Raw genomic sequence first — 23,125 nt, forward strand, 5'->3', positions numbered from 1 at the left:
GGTTCAGACCATGGTGTGGTGGCGTTCGCCGAGCCTTTGCGCCAGCCCGTCGCCGATCAAGGCGAGCGCGATGCCGGTGACGACAATGGCGAGGCCGGGCAGAGTGGCGATCCACCAGGCCTGGCGCATGAAATCTCGGCCTTCGGCGATCATCGATCCCCATTCGGGCAGCGGCGGCTGGATGCCGAGGCCGAGGAAGCTCAAGCCAGAGACCAGGAGGATGTTGAGCACGAAATCCGACGCCGAGAAGACGATCGACGAGTTGATCACATTGGGGAGCCCGTGGCGGAAGATGATGCGAGAGCGCGGGAAGCCCAGCACTTCGGCCGCGGTGATGTAGTCCTTGGTGCGCTCGACCAGCATCTCGGCGCGCGCCAGGCGCGCATACATGGTCCAGGCCAGGATGAAGATCGAGATGTAGATGTTCTGCACGCCGGGCCCGAGGATCGCCAGGATCACGATGATCAGCACCAGGAAGGGAAAGGCCATCGCCACGTCGATGATGCGCATGAGGATGGCATCGAAGCGTCCGCCGACATAGCCGGCATAGGCGCCGAGCACGACGCCATAGGTCATCGGCACATAGGTGGTGACGACGCCGATGACGAGATCGATGCGGGCGCCATAGAGCACGCGCGAGAAGATGTCGCGTCCGAGGCTGTCGGTGCCGAAGAGATGCGGGAAGCCCGGCGGCATCAATATGGCGTTGAAATCCTGCTCATAGGGATCGAAGGGTGCGATCCAGGGCGCGAAGATTGCGGCGAGCACGATCAGCGCCATGAGGGCGCTGCCGATCTTGAGCGACGGGCTCCAGGAGGCGATCTCGCGGAAAAACCTTTGGCTGAGCGATGCTTGCGGATGGTAGGCGGTCTCGCTCATGGCTCAAGCCTTCAGCACGCGCCGGTCGACCAGCATATAGCTCAGATCGGCGATGAGATTGACGATGACGACCAAGACGGCGAAGACGAAGGAGAGGCCCTGGATCAGCGGATAGTCGCGATAGCCGACCGAGCGCACGAGGAGCGAGCCCAGTCCCGGCAGGCCGAAGACATATTCGACGATGACGGCACCGCTCAGCAGCCAGCTGATATTGACGGCGAGCACGGTGATCACCGGGATCAGCGCATTGCGCAGCACATGCTTGGTGAGGATGCGCCATTCCGACAGGCCCTTGGCGCGCGCCACCTCGATATATTCGGAGGTCAGCACGTCGAGCATCGAGGAACGCATGGACTGGATGAGGATGGGGCTCAAGAACAGCGATATGGTCAGAGCCGGCATGGTGAGATGATGCAGCTTCTCGAGCGGCGTGCTGCCGAGCCCCGAGATCGGGAACCAGCCGAGCCACAGGCCGAAGCACAGCATGAGCAGCAGCCCGATCCAGTATGAGGGCATGGCGAAGCCGAAGATGCTGCCGAGGCGGATGACATGGTCCGGCCAGCGATTACGGTAGAAGGCGGCGACGAGCACCAGCGGCACGGCGATGAGGATCGAGAAGATGGTGGAGAGGCCGAGCAGCATCAGCGTCGGCCACAGCTTTTCGAGCACCAGCGCGGTAACCGGCGCCTTCTGGATCAGGCTGGTGCCGAGATCGCCCATCACCGCATGGCGCAGGAAGTCGAGATATTGCACGATGAGCGGGCGGTCCATGCCGAGCTGGCGATAGATCTCGGCGACTTGCGCATCGTCGATCCGGCCATGCATCATGATGCGGATCGGATCGCCCGGCACGAGATGGATGGTGAGGAACACGAAGACCGTCACGCCGAGCATGACGGGAATGGCGTGTATCAGCCGCGCCAGGCAATATCTGAGAACCAGCATTGCTGCTCCGGATCAGGCGCCCGCCGCGAAGCGGGCGCCTCCTGGATCGTCATCCGTTACTTGTTGAGCCACACATCGCGCAGCCACCACCAGCCGACCGCGATGTTCTTCCAGTTCTGGACGTGGTTCTTATGGCCATTGACATAGGGCAGGAAGTTGAGCGGCACGCTGTAGCCGTCATTATACACGATGCCCTGCACCTTGCCGTAGAGCTCGGCGCGCTTCGCCTTGTCGGAGGTCTGGCGCGCTTCGGCGAGGAGCTTCGTCACTTCCTCGTTCTTGTAGTTCGAGAAGAAGGCCGCGGTGGCACCGGTGCCGTCGGCCTGGATGCTCGCCAGCTCGTCATCGTCATTGATGTCGGAGGTGATGTAGCTGACATAGGCCTGGTATTCGCCCTTCTGTGTCATGCTGAAGGCGGTGCCGACGTCGAACTCGACGATCTCGACCTTGAGCCCGGCCTGCGACCAGCCCTGCTGCAGGATCGTCGCCACGGTGCGGAACGGCGCATTGCCGGTATCGACCATGAGCTGGATCGGCGTGCCGTCATAGCCCGCCTCCTGCACCAGCGCCTTCGCCTTCTCGATGTCATAGGGAAGCTTCTCGACCTTGTCGGACCAGAAGCTGACCTTGGGCATATAGGAGTTGGGGACCTCGCCATAGCCGAAATAGACGGCCTTCATGATCGCGTCGCGATTGGCGGCATAGTTGAGCGCCAGCCTGATGCGCTTGTCGTCGAAGGGCTTCTTGGCGTGGTTGAGATAGACATAGTCGAGCCGGAAGGAGGGCGAGACTTCGAGCGTCGTGTCCGGCATCGCCTTCACCGCTTCCGCCTGGTTGAGCGGCACGGCGAGAATGGCGTCGAAATCGCCGTTCTGCAGACCGAGCACGCGCGAATTGCTTTCCGGCACATATTTGAGGATCGCCTTGTCGACATAGGGCAGAGGCTTGCCGTCGGCGCCCATGCGCCAATAATGCGGATTGGGGACCATCACCACTTGCGTCCCGCGCTCATAGCTTTCGACCTGGAACGGCCCGGTGCAGACGGGCTTCGAGCCGAAGGCGGTCGGGTCCTTCTCGTAGTCGGCCTTCGACACGATCGAGGCCGCGAACAGCGATAAGGCCGATTCGAGCGCCGCATAGGGCTGCTTGAAGCTGAGCTTCACCGTCGCATCGTCGATCTTGTCGATCGCCTTCACCGGATCGAAGGCGAAGCCATAGGAGGCCTTCGGATCGGCGACCTTCTTCAAGGAGAAGATCACATCCTCGGCGGTGAGCGGGTTGCCGTTGCTGAATTTGACACCGGGGCGCAATTTGAGCTCGATCGACAGGCCGTCATCGGCCATCTTCCAGGATTCCGCGAGGCCGGGCTCGAGACCCGTGCCCGAGGCATCGGCGGAGATCAGCGACTCGCAGATCTGCGTGATGTTGTAGATCGAGCCGTTGTCCGACGGCGTGAAGGGATCGAGCGTCAAGGGCTCGTCGGGCCTGGCGACGGTGAGCGTTCCGCCGCGCTTGACGTCGGCCGCCGAGGCCTGATGCATGCCGGCGATCAGGCCGAGCATGGCGGCGCCGAATACCAGATACTTTGCTTTCATGTGCGTCTCCCTTGCTTTTCGTTGTTCACGGGTAGGCTTGTCATGCCCCCTTACGCAGCCGGCCGCTGCGGTTCGCCGAAGCGGGCCGGACTCAGCATATCGAGCGTCAGACCGAGATCGCGCAATCGCGCCGGGAACGGCCGTCCGGCCACCAGATCGGCGGCAAGCCCGGCAAGCGCCGGCGATGTCTGAAACCCGTAGCCGCCTTGCCCGGCGAGCCAGAAGAAATCGGGTACCGCGGAATCGAAGCCGATGACCGGCGTCTTGTCGGTTGCGAAAGTGCGCAGGCCCGCCCAACTGTGGCTGATGTGACGGATATCGAAATGGGTCATGGCCATCACCCGGTCGGCGGCGATGGCGATGTCGATCTCCTCGGCTTGCGCATCGGTGGCGGTGCTCGGCGTCTCGTCGGCGGGCGACACCAGGAGATTTCCGGCGTCGGGCTTGAAATAGAAATCCTCGCGGGCGCCGATCGACAGCGGCCACTTCGCGATGTCATAGGCGGACGGCGGCTGGAACAGGAATGCGGTACGCCTTTTGGGCGCAAGGCCGCGCGGCGCCGCACCCGCGAGGTGCGCGACGTCGTCGGCCCAGGCGCCCGCCGCATTGACGATGATCTGGGCGGTGATGGCCCCGGCGCGCGTCTCGATGTGCCAGCCGGAGGGCTTGCGGGTGAGGGCCATCACATCGCTGTCGGTGACGAGCCTGCCGCCCTCGCCGCGCAACTGCCGAAGAAACCCGTGCAGCAGGCCGTTGGTGTCGATGTCCATGGCGTCCGGCTCGAAGACGCCGCCCGCCACTTTGTCGCGCCGGAAGGCCGGAACCTTGGCCAAGACATCGTCTGCCGTCACCCGCCTGACCGAAGGGACAAGGCGATGGGCGGTTTGATGGATTTCCTCGAGCAGATCGCGCTCCGCTTCGCCGCCCACGAACATCGCGCCGCGCTCGGCGAGTATCGGAGCCTGGGCGAAGCCTACGGGCGGGCTCGCGAGGAAGGGCCGGCTCGCGATCGTCAAGGCGCGGATCGCGGCATTGCCATAGGTCTCGGTGAACAGCGCCGCCGAGCGGCCACTCGCATGGTAGCCGGGCTGCGTCTCGCGCTCGATGAGGATGGTGGATCGCGTCTTGGCGATTGCGGCAGCGGCGGAAGCGCCGGCAATCCCTGCTCCGATCACGGCGACCTCATACTCCACCGACGAAATTCCTTGCCACTGACGGATGATTGGATTTATGCCAGGGGACATTCGCATGTGGTTTTCCTATCAGTCAAGTAATTTTCCTATACGAAAATGGCGAGCAAAGTTGCAGGAAACGCGAAGCGCAACGGCAGGCGGCCCTTGCTGGGCGAAAGACTGCTCGAGTTGCGCAAGCGCCATAACTGGACGTTGAAGGATGTGAGCCGCAGGACCGGCGTGTCCGTCGCCACTCTGTCCAAGGTCGAGCGCAACAAGATGTCGCTCACCTATGACAAGATGCTGCAGGTCGCCGAAGGCCTCAAGCTCACCCTGGCGGAGCTGGTGGCGCCGCCGCCGGTCAGGCCCACGGCACGGCGCTCGATCGCGCGGCGCAAGGACGGACTGCTGCAGCTCACGCCGAACTACGAATATATCTACCTGTCGCCCGATCTCTCCAACAAGCGGATGATCCCCATCCTCACCCGCATCAAGACCCGCACCATCGAGAAGTTCGGTCCGCTGATACGGCATTCAGGCGAGGAGTTCATCTATGTGCTCGAAGGCGAGATCATGGTCCACACCGATCATTACGAGCCGACTCGCATCAAGGCGGGCGAAGGCGTCTATATCGACAGCACCATGGGCCATGCTTTCCTGTCGGTGAGCAAGAAGGATGCCCTGGTCCTCGGCATCTGCTCCAGCGAGGACCCGCATCATGCCGACAAGCTGCGCTCGCTCTTCGCCAAGCGTCAACGCAAGTAGTCTTCACTCGCGCGCGGCAGCCGGTTGTGCTTGTCGGCGCGGAATTGCAGGACGAAATAAGGCGGGATGCAGGTGCCTTGCGCGATCTTGCCGTACCAGCTCGCATCCGGCGCGCCGCAGGAATCGGGCGCCTGCTGACCCTTGGCGTCATTGAGCGTGATGGCCCGCAAGGTCCGAACCGACTCGCCGCGCTCGAGCGCCCCTCGCACGCAGATATAGTCCTCGCGGCAGGGATGGGCTGAATCGCAGGCCCGCAAGCCCGCATAGGTCACATATTTGTTGAAGCACACCGGCAGCGGTTGCCGCAAATCATCGAGACAGTCGTTGAAGCCGGTCGCCGCGACCTTGCCGCAGGTCGCCGAGCCCGGCAGGCTGCGGCAGCATTTCACCCTGACCATGCCGCCCGGAAAGCCGCCGGATTTGTCCTGCGCCCAGAATTGCTGCTGCGCGCCCAGATAGGTCGCGGCATTGGCGATGTTGAGATCGCCGAGGCGCTTGCGCAAATAGGGCGAGAGCTTGGTGCTCATCGGCGTTGAATCATAGGGATCGGCCTGCGCGCCATTGCGGCTGTAGGGCGGGAAGTCGCGCCGATAGACATCCCTGGCGATCTGGCCTTCAGCCCAGGTGACGGATCCTTCTTCGAGAATATCGCCGATCTCGACGCCGGAGGCGGAAACGCACAAGCCTCGTTCCGGATTGATCGGCGATTTCATGAAGGGTCGGCAGACGAGTCCCTTGGCGCAGGACCACGGGGCGAAGCTCGCATCGGCATTCGCCGTGCCGGCCAGCGTGTCGCAAGGCGCACCCCAGCCGTCGAAGAGGGCCGTGTCCGCGAGATCGCCGCGGAAGCGCATCTGCGGCCGCGCCGCGAAGCCGCGCGAAAAATCGATTGCGTGGAGGCTCGTGCCTTTGCCGATCTCGGCCATGATGGCGCGTCTTCGCGGCAGGTCGGAAAAGAAATGCGCCGATCCCGGCACCAGGATCTCATTGGCCCGCATATTGCCGGCGGTGTCGGCGCCGGTGAAATGGAAGCCGGCAATGGCGCGCGTCTGGTGGCAGCCGGTGCAGCTCATATCATTGAGGCGGGCGATGAGGCCGCGCGGCGACTTGATGAGGCCGGCGCGGCCCGCAATCTTGTCGAGCGCCGCGAGCGCCTGATCGAGCTCGTCCGGACAGATGAACGAGCTCCTGGCCTTGCCGGCACATTGGCTCGTGGAGCCGAGGAAGGGATTGATCGGTCCGTTGCGGAAGCGGCTCTCGCCGCCCGGCGCCACCGAGACGCCGGAGAAGCTTAAGTATTGCGACGGGATGATGAGCGTGCCCTGATCGAGGTCATAGAGACCGCGGTCGCTGAACAGGAACTGCTTGAGCTTGGCGAGCCTCTGCTTGAAGCGCGGGTTCTGCAGGATAAGGGCCCGGCACAGTTTGTCGGTCGTGCGACAGACACCCAGATAGCGGTCGATCTGGTTCTCGAGCTTCGTTTCGACGAACTGTTTCGTGTCCGAATCGAAATTGAAGACCATGAGCAGATACTCGGCATGGGTGCCGAAATCCTTCTTTTCCGCCGCCGGGATGCGCATGATCTGCATGTTGAGCTCGATGCGGTCGAAATTGGCCCGAGAAATTTGAGCCAAAGGCCCCGCGACCAGGGAGGTCGCGACGGTCGCGGCGGTATCGGCATCGGCGACGAAGCTCAGCGGCTGAACGGACCCGAAACGATCCCAGCTTTGCGCGATCTGGGCGCAAGAGAGCAGGTTCTCCCTGGTCTTCGCGCGCATGACGACATTGAGGGTCAAAGGCAGCCTTGAGGCATATTGGGCACCCGAGCGCGCCTCGACATAGCCGAAGCGGTAGATGAAGCGCACCTCGCCGCAGAAATCCTCGCGCTTGGCCGATTTGATCCGGGGCGGGCGGAAGCTGCGGTCGAGCCGGTTGACGACGCCGACCAGCGCCAAAGTGGCGCGCGGGTCGTCGAAGAAATTGACCGGGAAGCCGTAGTCATTGGCGACGCCACGCGCTTCGAGCGAGTCCGCCTGGGCTTCGAGGATGCGCTCTTTGATCGTGCCTGCGACCTGCTTCAGCGGCGGATGGAGGAAGGGATTGCCGATCGCATCCGAGGTACTGCCGTGCGTGCATTCATCCGGGCTCGACACATGGGGGATGAGGCAGTCGATGCGAAAGCCATGCGATTCGAGATGGCGCATGACGAGCGGATCGGACACGGCGAGGCCGCGCTCCAGGGGATCGGCCGCAGCCGCTTCATTGAGCAGAGCCAGCGCCAGGCTTGCAAGAACAACCATCCAGCGCATGAAGGCTCCACGGGTTTCCTGAGGCCTGGATCATGCCACTCGAATACAGGCGAGAAAAGATGCGACGCTTATACCCTCTCCCGCTCTCGCGGGGCGAGGGTAGCTAGGAAAGCTTCGCCCAGGATTCTCTCAACGCCTCGGCGCTCAGAAGCTTGACGCCGCTGGACCTAAGGATGTCCGCGACCGCGCGCACGAGATCGGCATTGCTCTCGGCGCGGGAGCCATCGGGGAGATGAAGATTGTTCTCGAAGCCGACGCGCGCATGGCCGCCGAGGAGAGCGCCGAGGCTTACCGCGGCCGCTTCATGCCGGCCGAAGGCGCATGTGGTCCAGTGCCCGAAGCGGGGAATGTCCGGCGCCAGAAAGGCGAGCAGGTCTTCAGGCTTCGAGAGCTGGTCCCTCACATAGCGGCCGAGCACATAAAGCACCGGCACATCCCTCCACGGAAGGATGCCGCGCTCACGCAATCGCGCAAGATGTACGGCCTCTTCCGGCGAATAGAGGATGATCTGCGGCATGACATGCTCGCGTTTCAGCCACAGGAGAAACGCGGCGAAGGCGGCTTCGGCGGCAGCATCCGGAACGAATTCGCGCAAAGCCAGCGACACGGCTTCGGGACGCGCCGCCTTGGTGACGGCCATCTGCTCTGCCGGCTTATAGAGGCCGAGCGCTTCCGTGGTGATCTGGATCACCAGCCGGTCCCGGGTCCGGGCCCTGATTTCGCCGATGGCCTCGCGATAGGCAGTCCCATCGAGAAGATGGCGGCCTTGCGCGTCGCGGACGTGGAGATGAAGCATCGCGGCGCCCGCGGCGAGGCACCGGGCGGCGCAATCGGAAAGCTCGGCCAGGCTCAAGGGTAATGCCGGGTGGTCGGATTTGCCGCGCCTGCCGCCATTGGGCGCAACGGCAATCGAGACCAGTGGCAGGGAAGGGCTTGGATTTCCTGATATTTTTTCGTTCATGATCCAAGTGTATCATGAATTAAGATATGTGAAACACTTGTTGCATCATACCTCGGACGGCGCTATCCTGCCTCATGGATCCGGGGCTTCTTTCAGAGCGCGTCGTCGCCCAGTTTGACGGCCTATCCGCCCAGCTTCAGGTGGCGGCGCGCTATGTTCTCGATCATCCGCGCGACGTGGCGCTGCTCTCGATGCGCGAGCAGGCACGCAAGGCTGGCGTCCGTCCGGCGACGATGACGCGCTTCGCCAAAAGCCTGGGTCTTTCCGGTTATGATGCGATCCGCAGCACCTATGCGGACGCCTTGCGTGGCGGCGCGCTTGATTTCGCCAACAAGGCGGGCGCCCAGCTCGAAAGCCAGAAACTGCGCGGCGACAAGGCGCTGGCGGCCGAGATGATCGCGATATTGTCAGCCCAGCTTGCGCGCCTGGCCGAGCCCGGCGCGCTCGACCGGCTGGTCACCGTCGCCGATCATCTGGTCGAGGCGCGCCGGATCTATTGCTTAGGTCTGCGCTCCAGCCATTCGGTCGCCTGGCACGCACATTATATCTTGTCCTTCTTCGGCGACCGCAGCGTCTTCCTCGATGCGATCGCGGGCGTCGGCGCCGATCAGTTGCGCGACGCCACGAAAGAGGACGTGCTCCTGGTCGTGAGCATCGCGCCCTATACCAAGGCGACGGTCGAGATCGCCCAATATGCGGCATCCCTCGGCGTGACGGTGATCGCCATCACCGACAGTCCGGTGGCGCCGCTGGCCCAGCTCGCGAAATCGGCCATTCTCGTTCCGACGGAGAGCCCGTCCTTCTTCCACACCATGTCGCCGGCTTTCGTCATGGCGGAGATATTGACCGCTCTGGTGGCGGGACGCGGCGGCCATGCGGCATTGAACACGGTGCGCCAGATGGAGCGCCAGCTCATCGCTCTCGATGTGCATCTGAAGCCGCGTCCGGCAAGGCCAGCACCATGACCCATATCCTGCATCGGCGGATCCGCGAGACACTGCCCGCGGCCGTCAGGGGCCTGGGCATCGAGATCATCGACGATGCCGGGCGCCGTTATATCGACGCCTCGGGCGGCGCCGCGGTCTCCTGCCTTGGCCACGGCCACAAGGATGTGTTGGCCGCGATGCAGGCCCAGATGGAGAAGATCGCTTACGCTCACACCGCCTTCTTCACCACCGACGTCGCCGAGCGTCTCGCCGATCGGTTGGTCGAAGAGGCGCCGGCGGGGCTCGATCATGTCTATTTGGTGAGCGGCGGTTCCGAAGCGATCGAAGCGGCCTTGAAGATGGCGCGGCAATATTTCGTCGAGAAAGGTGAGACGAAGCGCCGCCATATCATCGCCAGGCGCCAGAGCTATCACGGCAACACGCTGGGCGCGCTCGCGGCGGGCGGCAACGAATGGCGCAGGACCCAGTTCTCGCCGCTCCTGATCGAGACGCATCATATCAATCCCTGCTACGCCTATCGCTATCAAAACCTGAGCGAGAGCGATGAGGCTTATGGCTTGCGCGCCGCTCAAGCGCTCGAGCGGAAGATTGAAGAGCTCGGGCCCTCGACGGTCATGGCCTTCATTGCCGAGACCGTCGTCGGCGCGACGGCGGGCGCCGTGCCGCCGGTCGGCGAATATTTCAAGCATATCCGAGCCATTTGCGATCGCCATGGCGTGCTCTTGATCCTCGATGAGGTGATGTGCGGCATGGGCCGCACCGGCACGCTCCATGCCTGCATGCAGGAGGGCATCGCACCCGACCTCCTCGCCATGGCGAAAGGGTTGGGCGGCGGTTATCAGCCGATCGGCGCGGTTCTCCTGAGCGCGCGCATCTTCGAGGCTTTCGCCAAGGGCTCGGGCCTCTTCCAGCATGGCCATACTTATATGGGTCATCCGATGGCGGCCGCCGCGGCGCTGGCCGTTCAGGACGTCATCCGCCGCGACCGGCTTCTCGACAATGTGAAGACCATGGGCCGGCATCTCGAGCGGCGCCTGCGCGAGCGTTTCGGCAATCATCACCATATCGGCGACATCAGGGGACGTGGCCTGTTCATGGGTCTCGAGCTCGTCGCCGATCGCGCCGGCAAGACGCCCTTTGCGCTCGAGCTCAAGCTCAATGCCGCGGTGAAGCGCGAGGCCTTTGCGCGTGGGCTCATCGTCTATCCGATGGGCGGCACGATCGACGGTGTGCTGGGCGATCATGTGCTGCTGGCGCCGCCTTTCATCATCGATGCCCGATCCATCGACACCATCGTCGAGCGCCTGGGCGATGCCGTCGATGCGGCCGTCGCGACGGCCGCAACCCGTCACGTGGCGTGAAATAAACGGAGAGGCTGCCCGTATTGATAGGGCAACCGGTTAGCAAGGAGGAAGTGAGATGAGTAGAGGTTTCAGTGTTCTCGCCAGTCTTGGCATGATTGCGCTCCTGGCCGCAGGCCCGGCGGCCGCACAGGACCAGCGCTTCATCACCATTGGCACCGGCGGCGTGACCGGCGTCTATTATGCCGCGGGCGGCGCCATCTGCCGTTTGCTCAACAAGGACAGAAAGACGCATGGCATCCGCTGCTCGGTCGAATCGACCGGCGGCTCGGCCTTCAACATCAACACCATCAAGGAAGGCGAGCTCGATTTCGGCATGTCGCAGTCGGACGTGCAGTTCAATGCGCTGAACGGCAAGGGCGACTATGACGGCAAGGCCTTCCCCGAATTGCGTGCCGTCTTCGCCATCCACCCCGAGCCTTTCACGGTCCTGGTGCGTGCTGATGCGGGCGTCACCAAATTCGACGACCTGAAAGGCAAGCGCTTCAATGTCGGCAATCCGGGCTCAGGCACCCGCTCTTCGATGGAACGGTTGCTTGCCGCCATGGGCTGGACGCTCGGCGATTTCTCGCTCGCCTCCGAGCTCAAGGCCGACGAGCACGGGCCGGCTTTGTGCGATGGCAAGATCGACGGCTTCTTCTATGGCGTGGGTCACCCTTCCGCCAATATCCAGGACCCGACGACGACCTGCGGCGCCAAGCTCGTCTCGCTCACCGGACCCGTCATCGACAAGCTCGTCGCCGACAATGTCTATTATGCCAAGGCGACGATCCCGGGCGGCATGTACAATGCCAATCCCGATCCGACCGAGACCTTCGGCGTCACCGCGACTCTCGTCACTTCCGCCAAGGCGCCGGACGAAGTCGTCTATCAGCTGGTGAAATCGACCTTCGAGAATTTCGACGAGTTCAAGAAGCTGCATCCGGCCTTCGCCGGTCTCGAGCCTGAGAACATGATCAAGAACGGCCTGTCGGCGCCGCTGCATCCCGGTGCTGAGAAATACTACAAGGAGAAAGGCTGGCTGAAGTAAGCCACTCTTGTTGCATGTGGATTCTCCGCCCTCCGGCGCAAGCCGGGATCCCCTAAATTCTTTCCACGCGATCAACATTGCCCGCGTGAACTTATTCAATGGATCCCGGCTTTCGCCGGGATGACGATTGTGGAGGATGGCGGGCATTAGAGACGAGGCCGCGAGGCGAAAATGCTGGCGGCCCTTTCGGGGCTGAGATTTCCGGGGAGGGAATGATGCAGGTCAAAGCCGAGGCGGCCACGACGCAAGTCGATCTCGAGCAGCTTGTCGCGGAAGCCGATACGGGCGGGCGCAAGCCCAAGGGCTTGGCCGGCAAGCTCCTCCTGTGGGTGGCGATCGCCTGGTCACTGTTCCAGCTCTGGTATGCTTCCCCCTTGCCCTTCATGCTGGGCTTCGGCGTCCTCAACGACACCGAAGCGCGCTCGATCCATCTGGCCTTCGCGCTCTTCCTCGCTTTCACCGCCTATCCGGCCTTCAGCTCCTCCTCGCGCCGGCATATCCCGGTGGGCGACTGGGTCCTGGCGCTCGCCGGCGCTTTTGCCGGCGGTTATCTCTTTCTCTTTTACGACCAGCTCGCGATGCGGCCGGGCCAGCCGACCACGCTCGATCTCGTGACCGCCGGCGTCGGCATCATCCTGCTGCTCGAGGCGACGCGCCGCTCGCTCGGGCTTCCCATGGTGATCGTGGCGATCGCCTTCATCCTGTTCACTTTCGCCGGCCCCTATATGCCCGCCGTGCTCCAGCACAAGGGCGCCTCGCTCAGCCGCTTCCTCACCCATCAATGGCTCGTCACCGAGGGCGTCTTCGGCATAGCGCTCGGCGTCTCGACGAGCTTCGTCTTCCTCTTCGTGCTGTTCGGCACGCTGCTCGACAAGGCGGGCGCCGGCAACTGGATGATGCAGATCTCGATAGCCCTTCTCGGCCATTTGCGCGGCGGGCCGGCCAAGGTGGCGGTCATCTCATCGGCCCTCAATGGCGTCGTCTCCGGCTCCTCGGTGTCGAATGTCGTCTCGGGCGGCATCTTCACCATCCCCTTGATGAAGCGCACCGGCCTTTCCGGCGTGAAGGCCGGCGCCATCGAGGCCTCGTCCTCGATCAACGGCCAGATCATGCCGCCGGTCATGGGGGCGGCCGCCTTCCTGATGGTCGAATATGTCGGCATTCCCTATTCCGAGATCATCAAGCACGCGGCCTTGCCGGCGATCCTGTCCTATGTATCGCTGCTCTATATCGTTCATCTCGAGGCGGTGAAGCTCGGCTCGCGGCCGATCCCGCGCGAGAAGGTCGACCGCAGGACGCGGGCTCTGCGCTCAGGCCTCGGCCTTGCCGGCACGATCGCCGTGCTTTGCCTGCTCTATTACGGCATCCAGGCGGCCAAGACGATCTTCGGCGCCAACGCGCCCTGGATATTGGGCATTGCCGGCATCGCGCTTTATGTGTGGACGGTCTGGTATGCGGCGCGCTTTCCCGATCTCGAGCTCGACGATCCCAACGCGCCGATCATCAAGCTGCCGCGCGCATGGGATGTGACCCGCACCGGCCTCGATTTCCTCGTCCCGCTCGTCGTGCTGCTGTGGTGCCTGACGGTCGAGCAGATGTCGCCCGGCCTTTCGGCCTTCTGGGCCACCGTCTCGATCATCGCCATCGTGGTGACGCGAAGGCCCATGCTGGCCTGGTTCCGCCGGCAGGCGATTTCGCCCGCCTGGAGCGCCGCGAGCGACGACCTCATCGACGGTCTCGCCAGCGGCGCCCGCAACATGATCGGCATCGCGATCGCGACCGCGACCGCCGGCATCGTCGTCGGCACCATCACCTTGACCGGCCTCGGCTTCATGATGACGGAGTTCGTCGAATTCATCTCCGGCGGCAATGTCATCGCCATGCTGGTGCTGATCGCGCTCGTCTCGCTGGTGCTCGGCATGGGCATACCGACCACGGCCAATTACATATTGGTGGCGACGCTGATGGCGCCGGTGGTGGTCGAGCTCGGCGCGCAAGCGGGCCTCGCCATCCCGCTGATCGCCGTCCATCTCTTCGTCTTCTATTTCGGCATCATGGCCGACATCACGCCACCCGTGGGCTTGGCCGCCTTCGCAGCGGCAGCGATCTCCAAGGAGGATCCGATCGCCACCGGCCTCCAGGGCGCCCTCTATTCGCTGCGCACCGCGATCCTCCCCTTCGTCTTCATCTTCAATCCGGAGATCCTGCTGATCGACATCGGGGGCTGGGCGCATCTGATCTGGGTGATCCTGGTCTCGACCGTGGCGATCCTGCTCTTCGCCGCCGCCACCATGAACTGGTTCGTCACCAAAAGCCGGTTGTGGGAATCGGCCGTGCTGCTCATCTGCTGCTTCGTGCTCTTCCGCCCGGGCTGGGTTCTCGACCGTTTCTATCCGTCTTCGGTCGAGGTGCCGGCTGCAACCTTCCTGCAGAAGGTCGGTGAGGCGCCCGAGCACGAGCGCATCGTCTTCATCGTCCAGGGCCTCTCTCTCGAAGGCGAGGATGTGCGCAAGACGGTCAGCCTGCCGCTGGGCCATCCGCAGGAGCCGCGCCTGCGGCTGCGCGCCCAGGGTCTCGGCGTGTCGCCCTTGGGCGATGCGGTCACGATCTCGGATGTCGCCTTCGGCTCCTATGCCAAGCGCATCGGCCTCGAGGTTGGCTATGAGATCACGGCCGTGCTCGAGCCGGCGGACCGGCCGTCGCGCGTGATTCCGGCGGCGATAGCGCTTCTGGTCGCAGGCGGCATCGCCGCCTTGCAATTTGCCCGCGGCCGCAAGCTCAAGGCCGCGATGGCATAATCCCCTCTCCCCCTGCGGGGGAGAGGGTTAGGGTGAGGGGGAACCGGCGGATAAGTTTCTCCGATATTCAAGGAACTTCACCGCCCGTTCCCCCTCACCCTCCCAATGCTTCGCATTGGGGCCCCTCCCTCTCCCCCGTTGGGGGCGAGGGTGTCATCTACTCCTTCACCGCCCCGGTCATCGACGACACATAATGCTCGACGAAGAAGGAATAGAGGATGACCACCGGCAATGAGCCGATGAGCGCGCCCGCCATGAGCGCGCCCCATTCATAGACGTCGCTGCGCACCAGCTCGGTCAGGACGCCGACCGGCACGGTCTTGTTCTCCGACGACTGGATGAAGGTGAGGGCATAGATGAATTCGTTCCACGAGAGCGTGAAGGCGAAGATGCCGGCCGAGATCAGTCCCGGCACGGCGAGCGGCAGCACGATCTTGGTCAGGATCTGCCAGCGCGTCGCGCCGTCGATCAGCGCGCATTCCTCGAGCTCATAAGGGATGGAGCGGAAATAGCCCATCAGCAGCCAGGTGCAGAAGGGGATGAGGAAGGTCGGATAGGTCAGGATCAGCGCGAAAGGTGTGTCATAGAGGCCGAGCTTGAACACCATCACCGCAAGCGGGATGAACAGGATCGAGGGCGGCACGAGATAAGCGAGGAAGATCGCAAGCCCGACCGTGCGCGCGCCCTGGAAGCGCAGGCGCTCGATGGAATAGGCGGCGAAGATCGAGGCGATGAGCGACAGGAAGGTCGCGGCGACCGAGATCAGCACCGTGTTGAGAAGCCAGCCCGGATAGGACGTCTCGAACAAAAGATATCGGATATGGTCGAAGGTCGGCCTGACCACCCAGAAGGGGCTGAAATTCTTGTAGTCGGTCAGTTCCTCATTCGGCTTGAAGGCGGTGATCGCCATCCAATAGAACGGGAACAGCAGCACGAAGACGAAGATGGCAAGCGGCAGGTAGATGGTGACGAGGCGCCACGGCAGGCGCTCGAGATAATTCATGCCGCCTTCATCGCCGGCGAGGTTCGCTGATCGCGTGACGTCGGCCATCAGTCTTTCCCGCCTTGCTGCCAGCGCCGCCGCTGCAATCCGAAATAGCTGAACAGGATGGCGGCAAGCAGGAAGGGGATCATGGCGACGGCGATCGCCGCGCCTTCGCCGAGATTGCCGCCGGAAATGCCGCGCTGGAAGCTCAATGTCGCCATCAGATGCGTGGCATTCACCGGCCCGCCGCGGGTCAGCACATAGATGAGCTGGAAATCGGTGAAGGTGAAGAGCACCGAGAAGGTCATCACGATGGCGATGATGGGCGTGAGCAACGGGAAGGTCACGAAGCGGAAGCGCTGCCAGGAGGTGGCGCCGTCGAGGGTCGCCGCCTCATAGAGCGAGGGCGAGATGGTCTGGAGGCCGGCGAGCAGCGTGATGGCGATGAAAGGGATGCCGCGCCAGATATTGGCGGCGATGACCGAGGCGCGCGCATTGGTCGGATCGCCGAGGAAGTTGATCGGCCCCGTGATCAGCCCGAATTTCTGCAGCACATAGGAGAGGATCGAGAATTGCGCGTCATAGATCCACCAGAAGGCGATGGCCGAGAGGACCGTCGGCACCACCCAGGGCAGGAGCACGATGGCGCGCAGGAAGGCCTTGAAGGGGAGCTTCTCGTTGAGGAGCAGCGCCAGCCACAGGCCCAAAGCGAATTTGAGAACCGAGGCGACGACGGTGTAGAGCAGCGTGTTGAAGACCGCGAGCCAGAAGACCGTGTCGTTCCACAGGAACTCGTAATTTTCGAGACCGATATAGATGCCGGGCCGGCCGACGCGCTCGTCGGTGAAGCCGAGCCAGACGCCAAGGCCCAAGGGATAGGTGAGGAAGAGCAAAAGCAGCGTCGCCGCCGGCAAGAGAAAGAGGAGACCCAGCGCCAGGCGGCTGTTTTCGAGCCGGCCCAGGAGGGATGTCGATTGGGGGGATCCTATGGCTGTCGTATCGGCCATTATTCTTTCAAACACTCCTCAGCCGAGGCGCCTTACCCTCGCCCCCAACGGGGGAGAGGGAGGGGCCCATTGCGTAGCAACGGGAAGGTGAGGGGGAACGGACGGGGAAGCTTCCTCGCATTTCATAGAAACCGCTCCGCCGGTTCCCCCTCACCCTAACCCTCTCCCCCGTTGGGGGAGAGGGGATGTCGTCACACGCGATAGTAGCGATTGGCCCGCTTCTCGGCGCGTTCCATGGCGGCTTGCGGCGTCTGCTGGCCGGTGACGGCTTCGGCGAACATGTCGACCAGCACGTAATCCGCCATCACGCCGGCCGAGGCATAGCCCAAGGGCCCGGCATAGCCGTTGTTGCGCAAGGTCTCCGACGCCTTGGCATAGGGTGCGTTCGCCGGATCCGCCGTCCATACCGGATTGCTGGCATAGGCCTTGAGCGTCTGGCAGCAATAGCCGCTCGACTTGGTGATCCAGTCATTCATCCGCGCCTCTTCGAACATGAATTGCAGATAGGCTTTCGCCGCATTGGGATATTTCGTGTATTTGAAGATGACGGCGCTCGTCACCTGGAACAGTTCGACCGGCTTGCCGACCGGTCCGATCGGCAGGTTGGTGGTGCGGATGTCCTTGGCGATCTCGGCGAGCTTCGGATCGTTCTTGGCCGAATAATAGGCCGAGATGCCGTTGGCGATGACCGACAATTCGCCGGCGAGGAAGGCGCGGTTGTTGTTCACATCGAGCCAGCCTTCGGTGCCGGGGATGAAGGTCTTGTAGAGCTCCATCGCATATTCGATGGCCTTCAGCGTCTCCGGGCTGTTGATGGCGACGGTGCCCTTCTCGTCGACCATCTTGCCGCCATGGCTCCACAAGAGCCAATGCGCATAGTTGTTGCCGTCGCCGACGCCATGGCCATGGGTGAAGCCGACCGGATGGCCGGTCTTCTGCATGGCTTGGCAGAGTTTCAGGAATTCATCCGTGGTCTTGGGGAATTCGGCGAAGCCCGCTTCCTTCACCCAGCTCTCGCGATAGACGATGGCATTGCCGATGGTGGCGAGCGGCAGGCCGACGAAAACGCCGTCGCGCGTCGCATAGCTCTTGGGGCCGTCATACCAGCCGCCATATTTGTTGCCCAGATAGTTGGCGAGATCGCTCACATCGAGCAGCTTGTCGGGATATTGATGCGGATCGTCGAACCAGACCCACATCAGGTCGGGACCCGATCCGACATTGGCGGCGACCGCGGCCTTGGGACGGATGTCCTCCCAGCTCTCCTTGTCGACGCGCACCTCGACGCCGGTCGCCTCGGTGAATTTCTTGGTATTGGCGAGCCACTGCTCCTCTTCGCTCTTGACGAAGGGCGACCAGCGCAGCAGGCGCAGGCTCGCCCCTTCCTCCGGCTTGAAGGAGAGATCCTGGGCCTGGGCCCTAGAGCCGAGGACCGCAGGCATGAACAGTCCGGCCGAAGCGCCGGCCGTCGTCTTGAGCAAATCGCGCCGCGTGAATCCCATCATTTCCTCCTGTTCCACATTGCCTTCATGTCACGAAATCCGAAGCCCGGTCTCGCCGTCGAAGAGATGCATGGCGCCCGCCTGGGGTTTCAGCGAAATGGTCTCGCCGGGCGAGAATGAGTGCCGCTCGCGGAACACCGCGACGATCTCATCGCCATTGGCGGCGCGCGCATTGACCTGCACTTCCGAGCCCGTCGGCTCGACGACGATGACTTCCGCCTTGATGCCGTCGGGCGCCAGCACCAAGTGCTCAGGCCTGACGCCGAGCGCCACCGCGGGGCCCGCCGGCGCCTTGACGTCGACCGGCAGCCTGATGCCGCCGTCGGCTTCGAAAGCTGCTCCGGCGAGGCGGCCAGAGATGAAATTCATCGCCGGCGAGCCGATGAAGCCCGCCACGAAGCGGTTGCGCGGTCGGTCATAGAGCTCGAGCGGCGCCCCGATCTGCTCGACCTCGCCCTCGTTCATCACCACGATCTTGTCGGCCATGGTCATGGCCTCGATCTGGTCGTGAGTGACGTAGATCGTCGTCGTCTTGAGGCGCTGATGCAATTGCTTGACTTCCGCCCGCATCGCGACGCGCAATTTGGCGTCGAGATTGGAGAGCGGCTCGTCGAACAGGAAGACTTGCGGGTCGCGCACGATGGCGCGGCCCATGGCGACACGCTGGCGCTGGCCGCCGGAAAGCTGGCGCGGATAGCGTTCGAGATAGGGGGCGAGGCCCAATATGTCGGCGGCCCTGCGCACCTTCTGCGCGATCTCGTCCTTGGGCGCGTTCTTGAGCCGCAGCGAGAAGCCCATATTCTCGGCGACCGTCATATGCGGATAGAGCGCATAATTCTGGAACACCATGGCGATGTCGCGTTCCTTGGGCGGGACGTTGTTCACCACCCGCTTGCCGATGGCGATCTCGCCGCCGGTGATGCTTTCGAGCCCGGCGATCATGCGGAGCAGCGTGGACTTGCCGCAGCCCGATGGTCCCACCAGCACCACGAATTCGCCATCGGCGATGTCGACACTCACCCCATGCAGGACCTGGGCGCTGCCATAGGCCTTGCGCGCGTCACGAATCTCGACTTCCGCCATGCTGCGGCGATCCTCCCATTCCGCGCTCATGGTGTTGATTGTTGTAATGAGCGCGAAGCGGAACGATACGAATGCGGCGCCGCCGCTGCAAGCCAAGACCGCTCTATTCGACAAAAGACTAATACGCGCCGCAAGGTAAGGCCCGCCTAAAAAACAGGCAGACTTGCCATCCCGGGAAATTGTATGACAATAATTCGAAAAATCGGAAGGGAGCGTCGCATGCTGTTGTCACAAGTGGTTTACAAGGGCGGTACAGGCGTGGTCGTGCGCGAAGCGGGTGCCGCCGGGCGCATCGTGAAGGGCGCGACCAGCGTCTATGACCTGGCGCTGGCGGCGGCGGAGACGGGCGCCTCTCTCGCCGACAAGGTGAAGAAGCAGGGACTCGGCGAAGAGATTGATCTCGAACGTGCTTATGCCGACGGCAAGGTGCTGGCGCCGATCAACCATCGCAATGCCGCCAATCTGTACCTGACCGGCACCGGCCTCACCCATCTGGGCTCGGCGGCGACCCGCGATGCCATGCACAAGAACCTCGCCGAGAAGGACAAGGAGACGCTGACCGACTCCATGAAGATCTTCCGCATGGGGCTCGAAGGCGGCAAGCCCAGGCCGGGCGAGGTGGGCGTCCAGCCGGAATGGTTCTACAAGGGCAATGGCGCGACCGCGACGGCGCCCGGCGCACCGCTGCTGTCGCCCGCTTTCGCGCTCGATGGCGGCGAGGAGCCCGAGGTCGCCGGCATCTATGTGATCACCAAGAACGGCACGCCCTTCCGCGTCGGCTTCGCTCTGTCGAACGAATTCTCCGACCATGTGACCGAGCGCATCAACTATCTCTATCTGGCCCATTCGAAGCTGAGACCCGCGAGCTTCGGCCCGGAGATCAGGGTCGGCGCACCCCCCGCCGACATCAGAGGCGCATCGCGCATCAAGCGCCAGGGCAAGGTGATCTGGGAAAAGCCCTTCCTGTCGGGCGAGGCGAACATGTCGCACACCTTCGCCAATCTCGAGCATCATCACTTCAAATATGATCTCTTCCGCCAGCCGGGCGATGTCCATGTCCATATGTTCGGCACGGCGACGCTGTCCTTCGCCGACGGCATCAAGCCCGAGGAGGGCGATGTGTTCGAGATCGATTGCGCCGATTTCGGCCTGCCTTTGCGCAATCCGCTGAAGATCGCCAAGGAAAGCGCGGTCACGATCCGGATTCTCTAAAGGCGATGGATGTCGATCATCCGATTTGCCGTGGTGCGGATGGCCAAGAGGCACAGGTTTTCTTCCGCCGATATGCTCCGCCACCGGAAATACGAAGCTTTGTCGAGTCGCTCTGGACATTCGAGGCGGGGGCCGGGGGCAAGGCGCTGACCGATTATATCCTTCCTGATCTCGCCACTGAGATCATTTGCCGGATGGATGGCCAGGTTTTCATGCGCGGGCCCAGGCTGCATCTGGAAGAAATCACCATTGCGCCCAAGGCTCGCTATATGGGTGCGCGCTTGCGGCCGGGCGTGGCGCCTGAGCTTTTCAAGCTCGCCGCAAGAGATGCATGTGGATCACGCCTGGCGCTCGAGGATATGGGTTGCCTGGTTGCAGCATCCTCGCAGGGTGACTTTACCCGCTCTTTGGTTGATCTCTTCAGGCGGCGCGGTCTCACCGGCAACAGGATTGCCCGGCGTGCAGTGGATATCATATCGCGGCCGCGGGGCAGGATCTCCGTCGATGCCGTTGCGACGGCCCTGGGCTGCTCGACCCGCCATCTTCACCGCGAGATGATTGCCGATCTCGGCATGGGCCCGAAGACAGTGGCGCGCATCGCCCGCCTCCGCCGAGCGATCACGCTCCTCGACGCCGGCCACGAGACTTTGGCCGCGACCGCTGCAGATGCCGGCTATGCCGATCAGGCCCATATGACGCGCGAATTTTCCTTGCTGAGGATGCCGAGTCCCGCGCGCTGGCGGCAATGGCGCGAGTCCGATTTCATCAATACATCCCAGGCCTGATCGGCTCTAATTCCCTGCCTGGCAGCGGATTGGAGCGATGAAATGCAACTCACCTTCAGATATTCGGGCTTCTTCGTTGAGGATGTCCCGGCGACAGTAGAGTTTTACCGGCGAGCCTTCGGTTTCGGGCTGCGCTATCTGCATCCGTCGCAAGGCTATGCCGAGCTTGCCACCGGCGACACGCTCCTGTGTTTCGTCGGTGAGGCTTTTCTCAGGGGCGCCGATCTGTTGGGCGGAGTTGACGTGACCTGCAGCCGTCCCGGCAGGCCGCCCATCGGCGCCCAGATCGCGCTGGTCTCGCATGATCTCGACCGCGATTGGGAACATGCGATCGAGGCGGGTGCTTCGGTCGTGAAATCGCCCGAGGCCAAGCCGTGGGGCCAGCGCGTAGGTTACCTGCAGGACATGAACGGTGTGCTCGTCGAACTGTGCACACCGAGCCCGAGACCGTAACGCCGAGCTAAAGCCCGGTCTCCGGCCGGATCGAGCTGCCGTCGGTGAAGCGTGCGAAGCGGAAGGGTGCGGGATCGGCGATCGGGCTTTCGCCTGTCACCAGTTGCGCGGTGAGGCTGCCGGCGCCGGGACCGATGCCGAAGCCGTGGCCCGAATAGCCGGTCGAGAGGATGAGGCCCGGCACGCTCTCGACGCGCGAGATCACCGGCAAGATGTCGGGCGTCGCATCGATCATGCCGCCCCAGGAAGCTTCCGTCCTGACGGTCTTGAAAACCGGGAATGTCTTTTCGAGATTCTGCCGCGCCCGCGCCAGATCATGTTGCGATGGCAGAGGATCGAGCTCACGCACGCGCTCGAAAGGCGATGGGCCATCTCTCGTCCAGTATCGGCCATAGACCGCTTCATCGAAAAAGCTGCGCCCGGCGTGCAGCGAGATGCCGCTCCATTCCATTTTGAGGAGCGGCAGGAATTCGCGGAAGAATCTGAAACTGTCGGGCACGATATCGGCGATGACGCTGCCATGCGAGACCGTATAACCGCCATCGCGCCTTTTGCGCAGCGAAAGACCAGGGCCCCAGGCGGCGGGACCGGGACCTTGATCGGTCGGCGCCGTGCGCAGCACCGAGGCCAACACTTTGAGCTGCGGCAGACGCAAGCCCAGGCTGCGGCAGAAGAGGCTCGACCATACGCCGCCCGCCAGCACCACGGTGGTGCAGGCGACCGTTCCCTTCTCGGTCACCACGCCTGAAACGCGGCCGGCGCTCAATTCGACCGAGCGCACCGCGCAATCCGTGAAAATCCGGGCACCCTTGCGCCGCGCCGCGAGCGCGATGGCGGGGGCCGCCAGGCTGGGTTCGGCGACACCGTCATCGGGCGTGAACAAGGCGCCGCTCCATTGCGCGACCGATCCCTGAAGTGTCTCGTTCACTTGCGGAGCCCGCAGGATGCGCGAGGACACGCCATAGGCCTTCGCGCGGTCGAGCCAGGCCTCGCGCTTCGCCAGCGTCTTGTCGTCCGGACATATATAAAGAGTGCCGGTCTGGCGGAAGCCGGTCTCGGCCCCGATGCGGGCATCCATGTCGCGCCACAGTTTGAGGCTCGCTTGCGCGAGCGGCATTTCGCGCAAGTCCCGCCCCATGGTGCGGCACCAGCCCCAATTGCGGCTCGACTGCTCAGCCCCGATGCGGCCCTTCTCGCAGAGCAGCACCGGGATGCCCTTATCGGCGAGCTCGTAAGCCGTGCACACGCCAATGATGCCGCCGCCAATGATCACCACATCAGCCTTGGCCGGCAGCTTCGCGTCGGAGGGGACGGGATCGAGCAGGACCGGCATGAT

General features: G+C 63.3%; 19 protein-coding genes. 8 read left to right on the forward strand and 11 right to left on the reverse strand.

Annotated features, from left to right (window positions below):
• Positions 1 to 3: 3 nt before the first annotated feature.
• The 4 genes from DS839_RS27625 to DS839_RS27640 are packed head-to-tail and all read right to left on the reverse strand — an operon-like array spanning position 4 to position 4,594.
• Complete coding sequence (locus DS839_RS27625) at positions 4 to 879, reverse strand: ABC transporter permease (protein WP_119273739.1); 876 nt, start codon at positions 877 to 879, stop codon at positions 4 to 6.
• Between the two features lie 3 nt (positions 880 to 882).
• Entirely contained in the window at positions 883 to 1,824 is a 942-nt protein-coding gene (locus DS839_RS27630) for an ABC transporter permease (RefSeq protein ID WP_119273740.1), read from the reverse strand.
• A 56-nt stretch (positions 1,825 to 1,880) separates the two neighbouring features.
• Positions 1,881 to 3,419 carry an ABC transporter substrate-binding protein gene (locus DS839_RS27635; protein ID WP_119273741.1) on the reverse strand — a complete coding sequence of 513 codons (1,539 nt, stop codon included), beginning with the start codon at positions 3,417 to 3,419 and terminating at the stop codon, positions 1,881 to 1,883.
• Between the two features lie 50 nt (positions 3,420 to 3,469).
• Positions 3,470 to 4,594: an NAD(P)/FAD-dependent oxidoreductase gene (locus DS839_RS27640; protein WP_368911954.1), complete on the reverse strand. Its 1,125-nt coding sequence runs from the start codon at positions 4,592 to 4,594 to the stop codon at positions 3,470 to 3,472.
• A 114-nt stretch (positions 4,595 to 4,708) separates the two neighbouring features.
• Here DS839_RS27640 and DS839_RS27645 point away from each other — a divergent pair, with 114 nt between their 5' ends.
• A complete protein-coding gene (locus tag DS839_RS27645; RefSeq protein WP_119273743.1) occupies positions 4,709 to 5,356 on the forward strand; it encodes a helix-turn-helix domain-containing protein in 648 nt (215 codons plus the stop codon).
• Here the strand turns inward: DS839_RS27645 and DS839_RS27650 are convergent.
• Together DS839_RS27650 and DS839_RS27655 are read right to left on the reverse strand one after the other, a co-directional pair.
• A complete protein-coding gene (locus DS839_RS27650; protein WP_119273744.1) occupies positions 5,344 to 7,665 on the reverse strand; it encodes a hypothetical protein in 2,322 nt (773 codons plus the stop codon). The genes DS839_RS27645 and DS839_RS27650 overlap by 13 nt on opposite strands.
• Positions 7,666 to 7,768: 103 nt before the next feature.
• Positions 7,769 to 8,626, reverse strand: coding sequence for a beta-keto acid cleavage family enzyme (locus DS839_RS27655; RefSeq protein WP_119273745.1), 858 nt, complete (start codon positions 8,624 to 8,626; stop codon positions 7,769 to 7,771).
• A gap of 74 nt (positions 8,627 to 8,700) precedes the next feature.
• On the opposite strand from DS839_RS27655, the gene DS839_RS27660 reads away from it, so the two are divergent.
• The 4 genes from DS839_RS27660 (at position 8,701) to DS839_RS27675 (ending at position 14,762) form a co-directional block, all read left to right on the forward strand.
• Complete coding sequence (locus DS839_RS27660; protein ID WP_119273746.1) at positions 8,701 to 9,591, forward strand: MurR/RpiR family transcriptional regulator; 891 nt, start codon at positions 8,701 to 8,703, stop codon at positions 9,589 to 9,591.
• Positions 9,588 to 10,934: an aspartate aminotransferase family protein gene (locus DS839_RS27665; protein ID WP_119273747.1), complete on the forward strand. Its 1,347-nt coding sequence runs from the start codon at positions 9,588 to 9,590 to the stop codon at positions 10,932 to 10,934. The genes DS839_RS27660 and DS839_RS27665 overlap by 4 nt, the downstream gene beginning before the upstream one ends.
• 58 nt (positions 10,935 to 10,992) lie before the next feature.
• The gene (locus DS839_RS27670; protein ID WP_119273748.1) at positions 10,993 to 11,964 is read left to right on the forward strand and encodes a TAXI family TRAP transporter solute-binding subunit; all 972 of its coding nucleotides are present in this window, start codon (positions 10,993 to 10,995) and stop codon (positions 11,962 to 11,964) included.
• 305 nt (positions 11,965 to 12,269) lie between these two features.
• Positions 12,270 to 14,762, forward strand: a complete 2,493-nt coding sequence (locus tag DS839_RS27675; protein ID WP_119273866.1) for a TRAP transporter permease — start codon at positions 12,270 to 12,272, stop codon at positions 14,760 to 14,762.
• Positions 14,763 to 14,919: 157 nt separating this feature from the next.
• Here the strand turns inward: DS839_RS27675 and DS839_RS27680 are convergent, their stop codons facing one another.
• The 4 genes from DS839_RS27680 to DS839_RS27695 form a co-directional block, all read right to left on the reverse strand.
• Positions 14,920 to 15,813 (reverse strand): carbohydrate ABC transporter permease, encoded by an 894-nt coding sequence (locus tag DS839_RS27680; RefSeq protein ID WP_119273749.1) that lies wholly within the window; start codon positions 15,811 to 15,813, stop codon positions 14,920 to 14,922.
• Positions 15,813 to 16,754 carry a carbohydrate ABC transporter permease gene (locus DS839_RS27685; RefSeq protein ID WP_119273750.1) on the reverse strand — a complete coding sequence of 314 codons (942 nt, stop codon included), beginning with the start codon at positions 16,752 to 16,754 and terminating at the stop codon, positions 15,813 to 15,815. The genes DS839_RS27680 and DS839_RS27685 overlap by 1 nt, the downstream gene beginning before the upstream one ends.
• Before the next feature lie 191 nt (positions 16,755 to 16,945).
• Complete coding sequence (locus DS839_RS27690) at positions 16,946 to 18,256, reverse strand: ABC transporter substrate-binding protein (protein WP_119273751.1); 1,311 nt, start codon at positions 18,254 to 18,256, stop codon at positions 16,946 to 16,948.
• 30 nt (positions 18,257 to 18,286) lie between these two features.
• Complete coding sequence (locus DS839_RS27695; RefSeq protein ID WP_119273752.1) at positions 18,287 to 19,339, reverse strand: ABC transporter ATP-binding protein; 1,053 nt, start codon at positions 19,337 to 19,339, stop codon at positions 18,287 to 18,289.
• Positions 19,340 to 19,558: 219 nt separating this feature from the next.
• Here DS839_RS27695 and araD1 point away from each other — a divergent pair, with 219 nt between their 5' ends.
• Genes araD1 through DS839_RS27710 form a run of 3 tightly spaced genes read left to right on the forward strand, consistent with a single transcriptional unit; the run spans position 19,559 to position 21,789 of the window.
• Positions 19,559 to 20,551: an AraD1 family protein gene (araD1, locus tag DS839_RS27700; protein WP_119273753.1), complete on the forward strand. Its 993-nt coding sequence runs from the start codon at positions 19,559 to 19,561 to the stop codon at positions 20,549 to 20,551.
• A gap of 5 nt (positions 20,552 to 20,556) precedes the next feature.
• Positions 20,557 to 21,336, forward strand: coding sequence for a helix-turn-helix domain-containing protein (locus DS839_RS27705; protein WP_119273754.1), 780 nt, complete (start codon positions 20,557 to 20,559; stop codon positions 21,334 to 21,336).
• 42 nt (positions 21,337 to 21,378) lie between these two features.
• Positions 21,379 to 21,789 carry a VOC family protein gene (locus tag DS839_RS27710; protein WP_119273755.1) on the forward strand — a complete coding sequence of 137 codons (411 nt, stop codon included), beginning with the start codon at positions 21,379 to 21,381 and terminating at the stop codon, positions 21,787 to 21,789.
• Between the two features lie 7 nt (positions 21,790 to 21,796).
• Here the strand turns inward: DS839_RS27710 and DS839_RS27715 are convergent, their stop codons facing one another.
• Positions 21,797 to 23,122, reverse strand: a complete 1,326-nt coding sequence (locus tag DS839_RS27715; protein WP_119273756.1) for an NAD(P)/FAD-dependent oxidoreductase — start codon at positions 23,120 to 23,122, stop codon at positions 21,797 to 21,799.
• Positions 23,123 to 23,125: the final 3 nt, after the last annotated feature.

The sequence above is a fragment of the Taklimakanibacter deserti genome (assembly GCA_003574785.1).

What these genes read in the sequence shown, in the direction of transcription:
- DS839_RS27690 (WP_119273751.1), bottom strand. Translation starts at nt 18,256, where the DNA reads ATGGGATTCACGCGGCGCGATTTGCTCAAGACGACGGCCGGCGCTTCG.
- DS839_RS27680 (WP_119273749.1), bottom strand. Translation starts at nt 15,813, where the DNA reads ATGGCCGACGTCACGCGATCAGCGAACCTCGCCGGCGATGAAGGCGGC.
- araD1 (WP_119273753.1), top strand. Translation starts at nt 19,559, where the DNA reads ATGCTGTTGTCACAAGTGGTTTACAAGGGCGGTACAGGCGTGGTCGTG.
- DS839_RS27635 (WP_119273741.1), bottom strand. Translation starts at nt 3,419, where the DNA reads ATGAAAGCAAAGTATCTGGTATTCGGCGCCGCCATGCTCGGCCTGATC.
- DS839_RS27650 (WP_119273744.1), bottom strand. Translation starts at nt 7,665, where the DNA reads ATGCGCTGGATGGTTGTTCTTGCAAGCCTGGCGCTGGCTCTGCTCAAT.
- DS839_RS27670 (WP_119273748.1), top strand. Translation starts at nt 10,993, where the DNA reads ATGAGTAGAGGTTTCAGTGTTCTCGCCAGTCTTGGCATGATTGCGCTC.
- DS839_RS27660 (WP_119273746.1), top strand. Translation starts at nt 8,701, where the DNA reads ATGGATCCGGGGCTTCTTTCAGAGCGCGTCGTCGCCCAGTTTGACGGC.
- DS839_RS27645 (WP_119273743.1), top strand. Translation starts at nt 4,709, where the DNA reads ATGGCGAGCAAAGTTGCAGGAAACGCGAAGCGCAACGGCAGGCGGCCC.
- DS839_RS27710 (WP_119273755.1), top strand. Translation starts at nt 21,379, where the DNA reads ATGCAACTCACCTTCAGATATTCGGGCTTCTTCGTTGAGGATGTCCCG.
- DS839_RS27665 (WP_119273747.1), top strand. Translation starts at nt 9,588, where the DNA reads ATGACCCATATCCTGCATCGGCGGATCCGCGAGACACTGCCCGCGGCC.
- DS839_RS27695 (WP_119273752.1), bottom strand. Translation starts at nt 19,339, where the DNA reads ATGGCGGAAGTCGAGATTCGTGACGCGCGCAAGGCCTATGGCAGCGCC.
- DS839_RS27625 (WP_119273739.1), bottom strand. Translation starts at nt 879, where the DNA reads ATGAGCGAGACCGCCTACCATCCGCAAGCATCGCTCAGCCAAAGGTTT.
- DS839_RS27685 (WP_119273750.1), bottom strand. Translation starts at nt 16,754, where the DNA reads ATGGCCGATACGACAGCCATAGGATCCCCCCAATCGACATCCCTCCTG.
- DS839_RS27715 (WP_119273756.1), bottom strand. Translation starts at nt 23,122, where the DNA reads ATGCCGGTCCTGCTCGATCCCGTCCCCTCCGACGCGAAGCTGCCGGCC.
- DS839_RS27705 (WP_119273754.1), top strand. Translation starts at nt 20,557, where the DNA reads ATGGATGTCGATCATCCGATTTGCCGTGGTGCGGATGGCCAAGAGGCA.
- DS839_RS27655 (WP_119273745.1), bottom strand. Translation starts at nt 8,626, where the DNA reads ATGAACGAAAAAATATCAGGAAATCCAAGCCCTTCCCTGCCACTGGTC.
- DS839_RS27630 (WP_119273740.1), bottom strand. Translation starts at nt 1,824, where the DNA reads ATGCTGGTTCTCAGATATTGCCTGGCGCGGCTGATACACGCCATTCCC.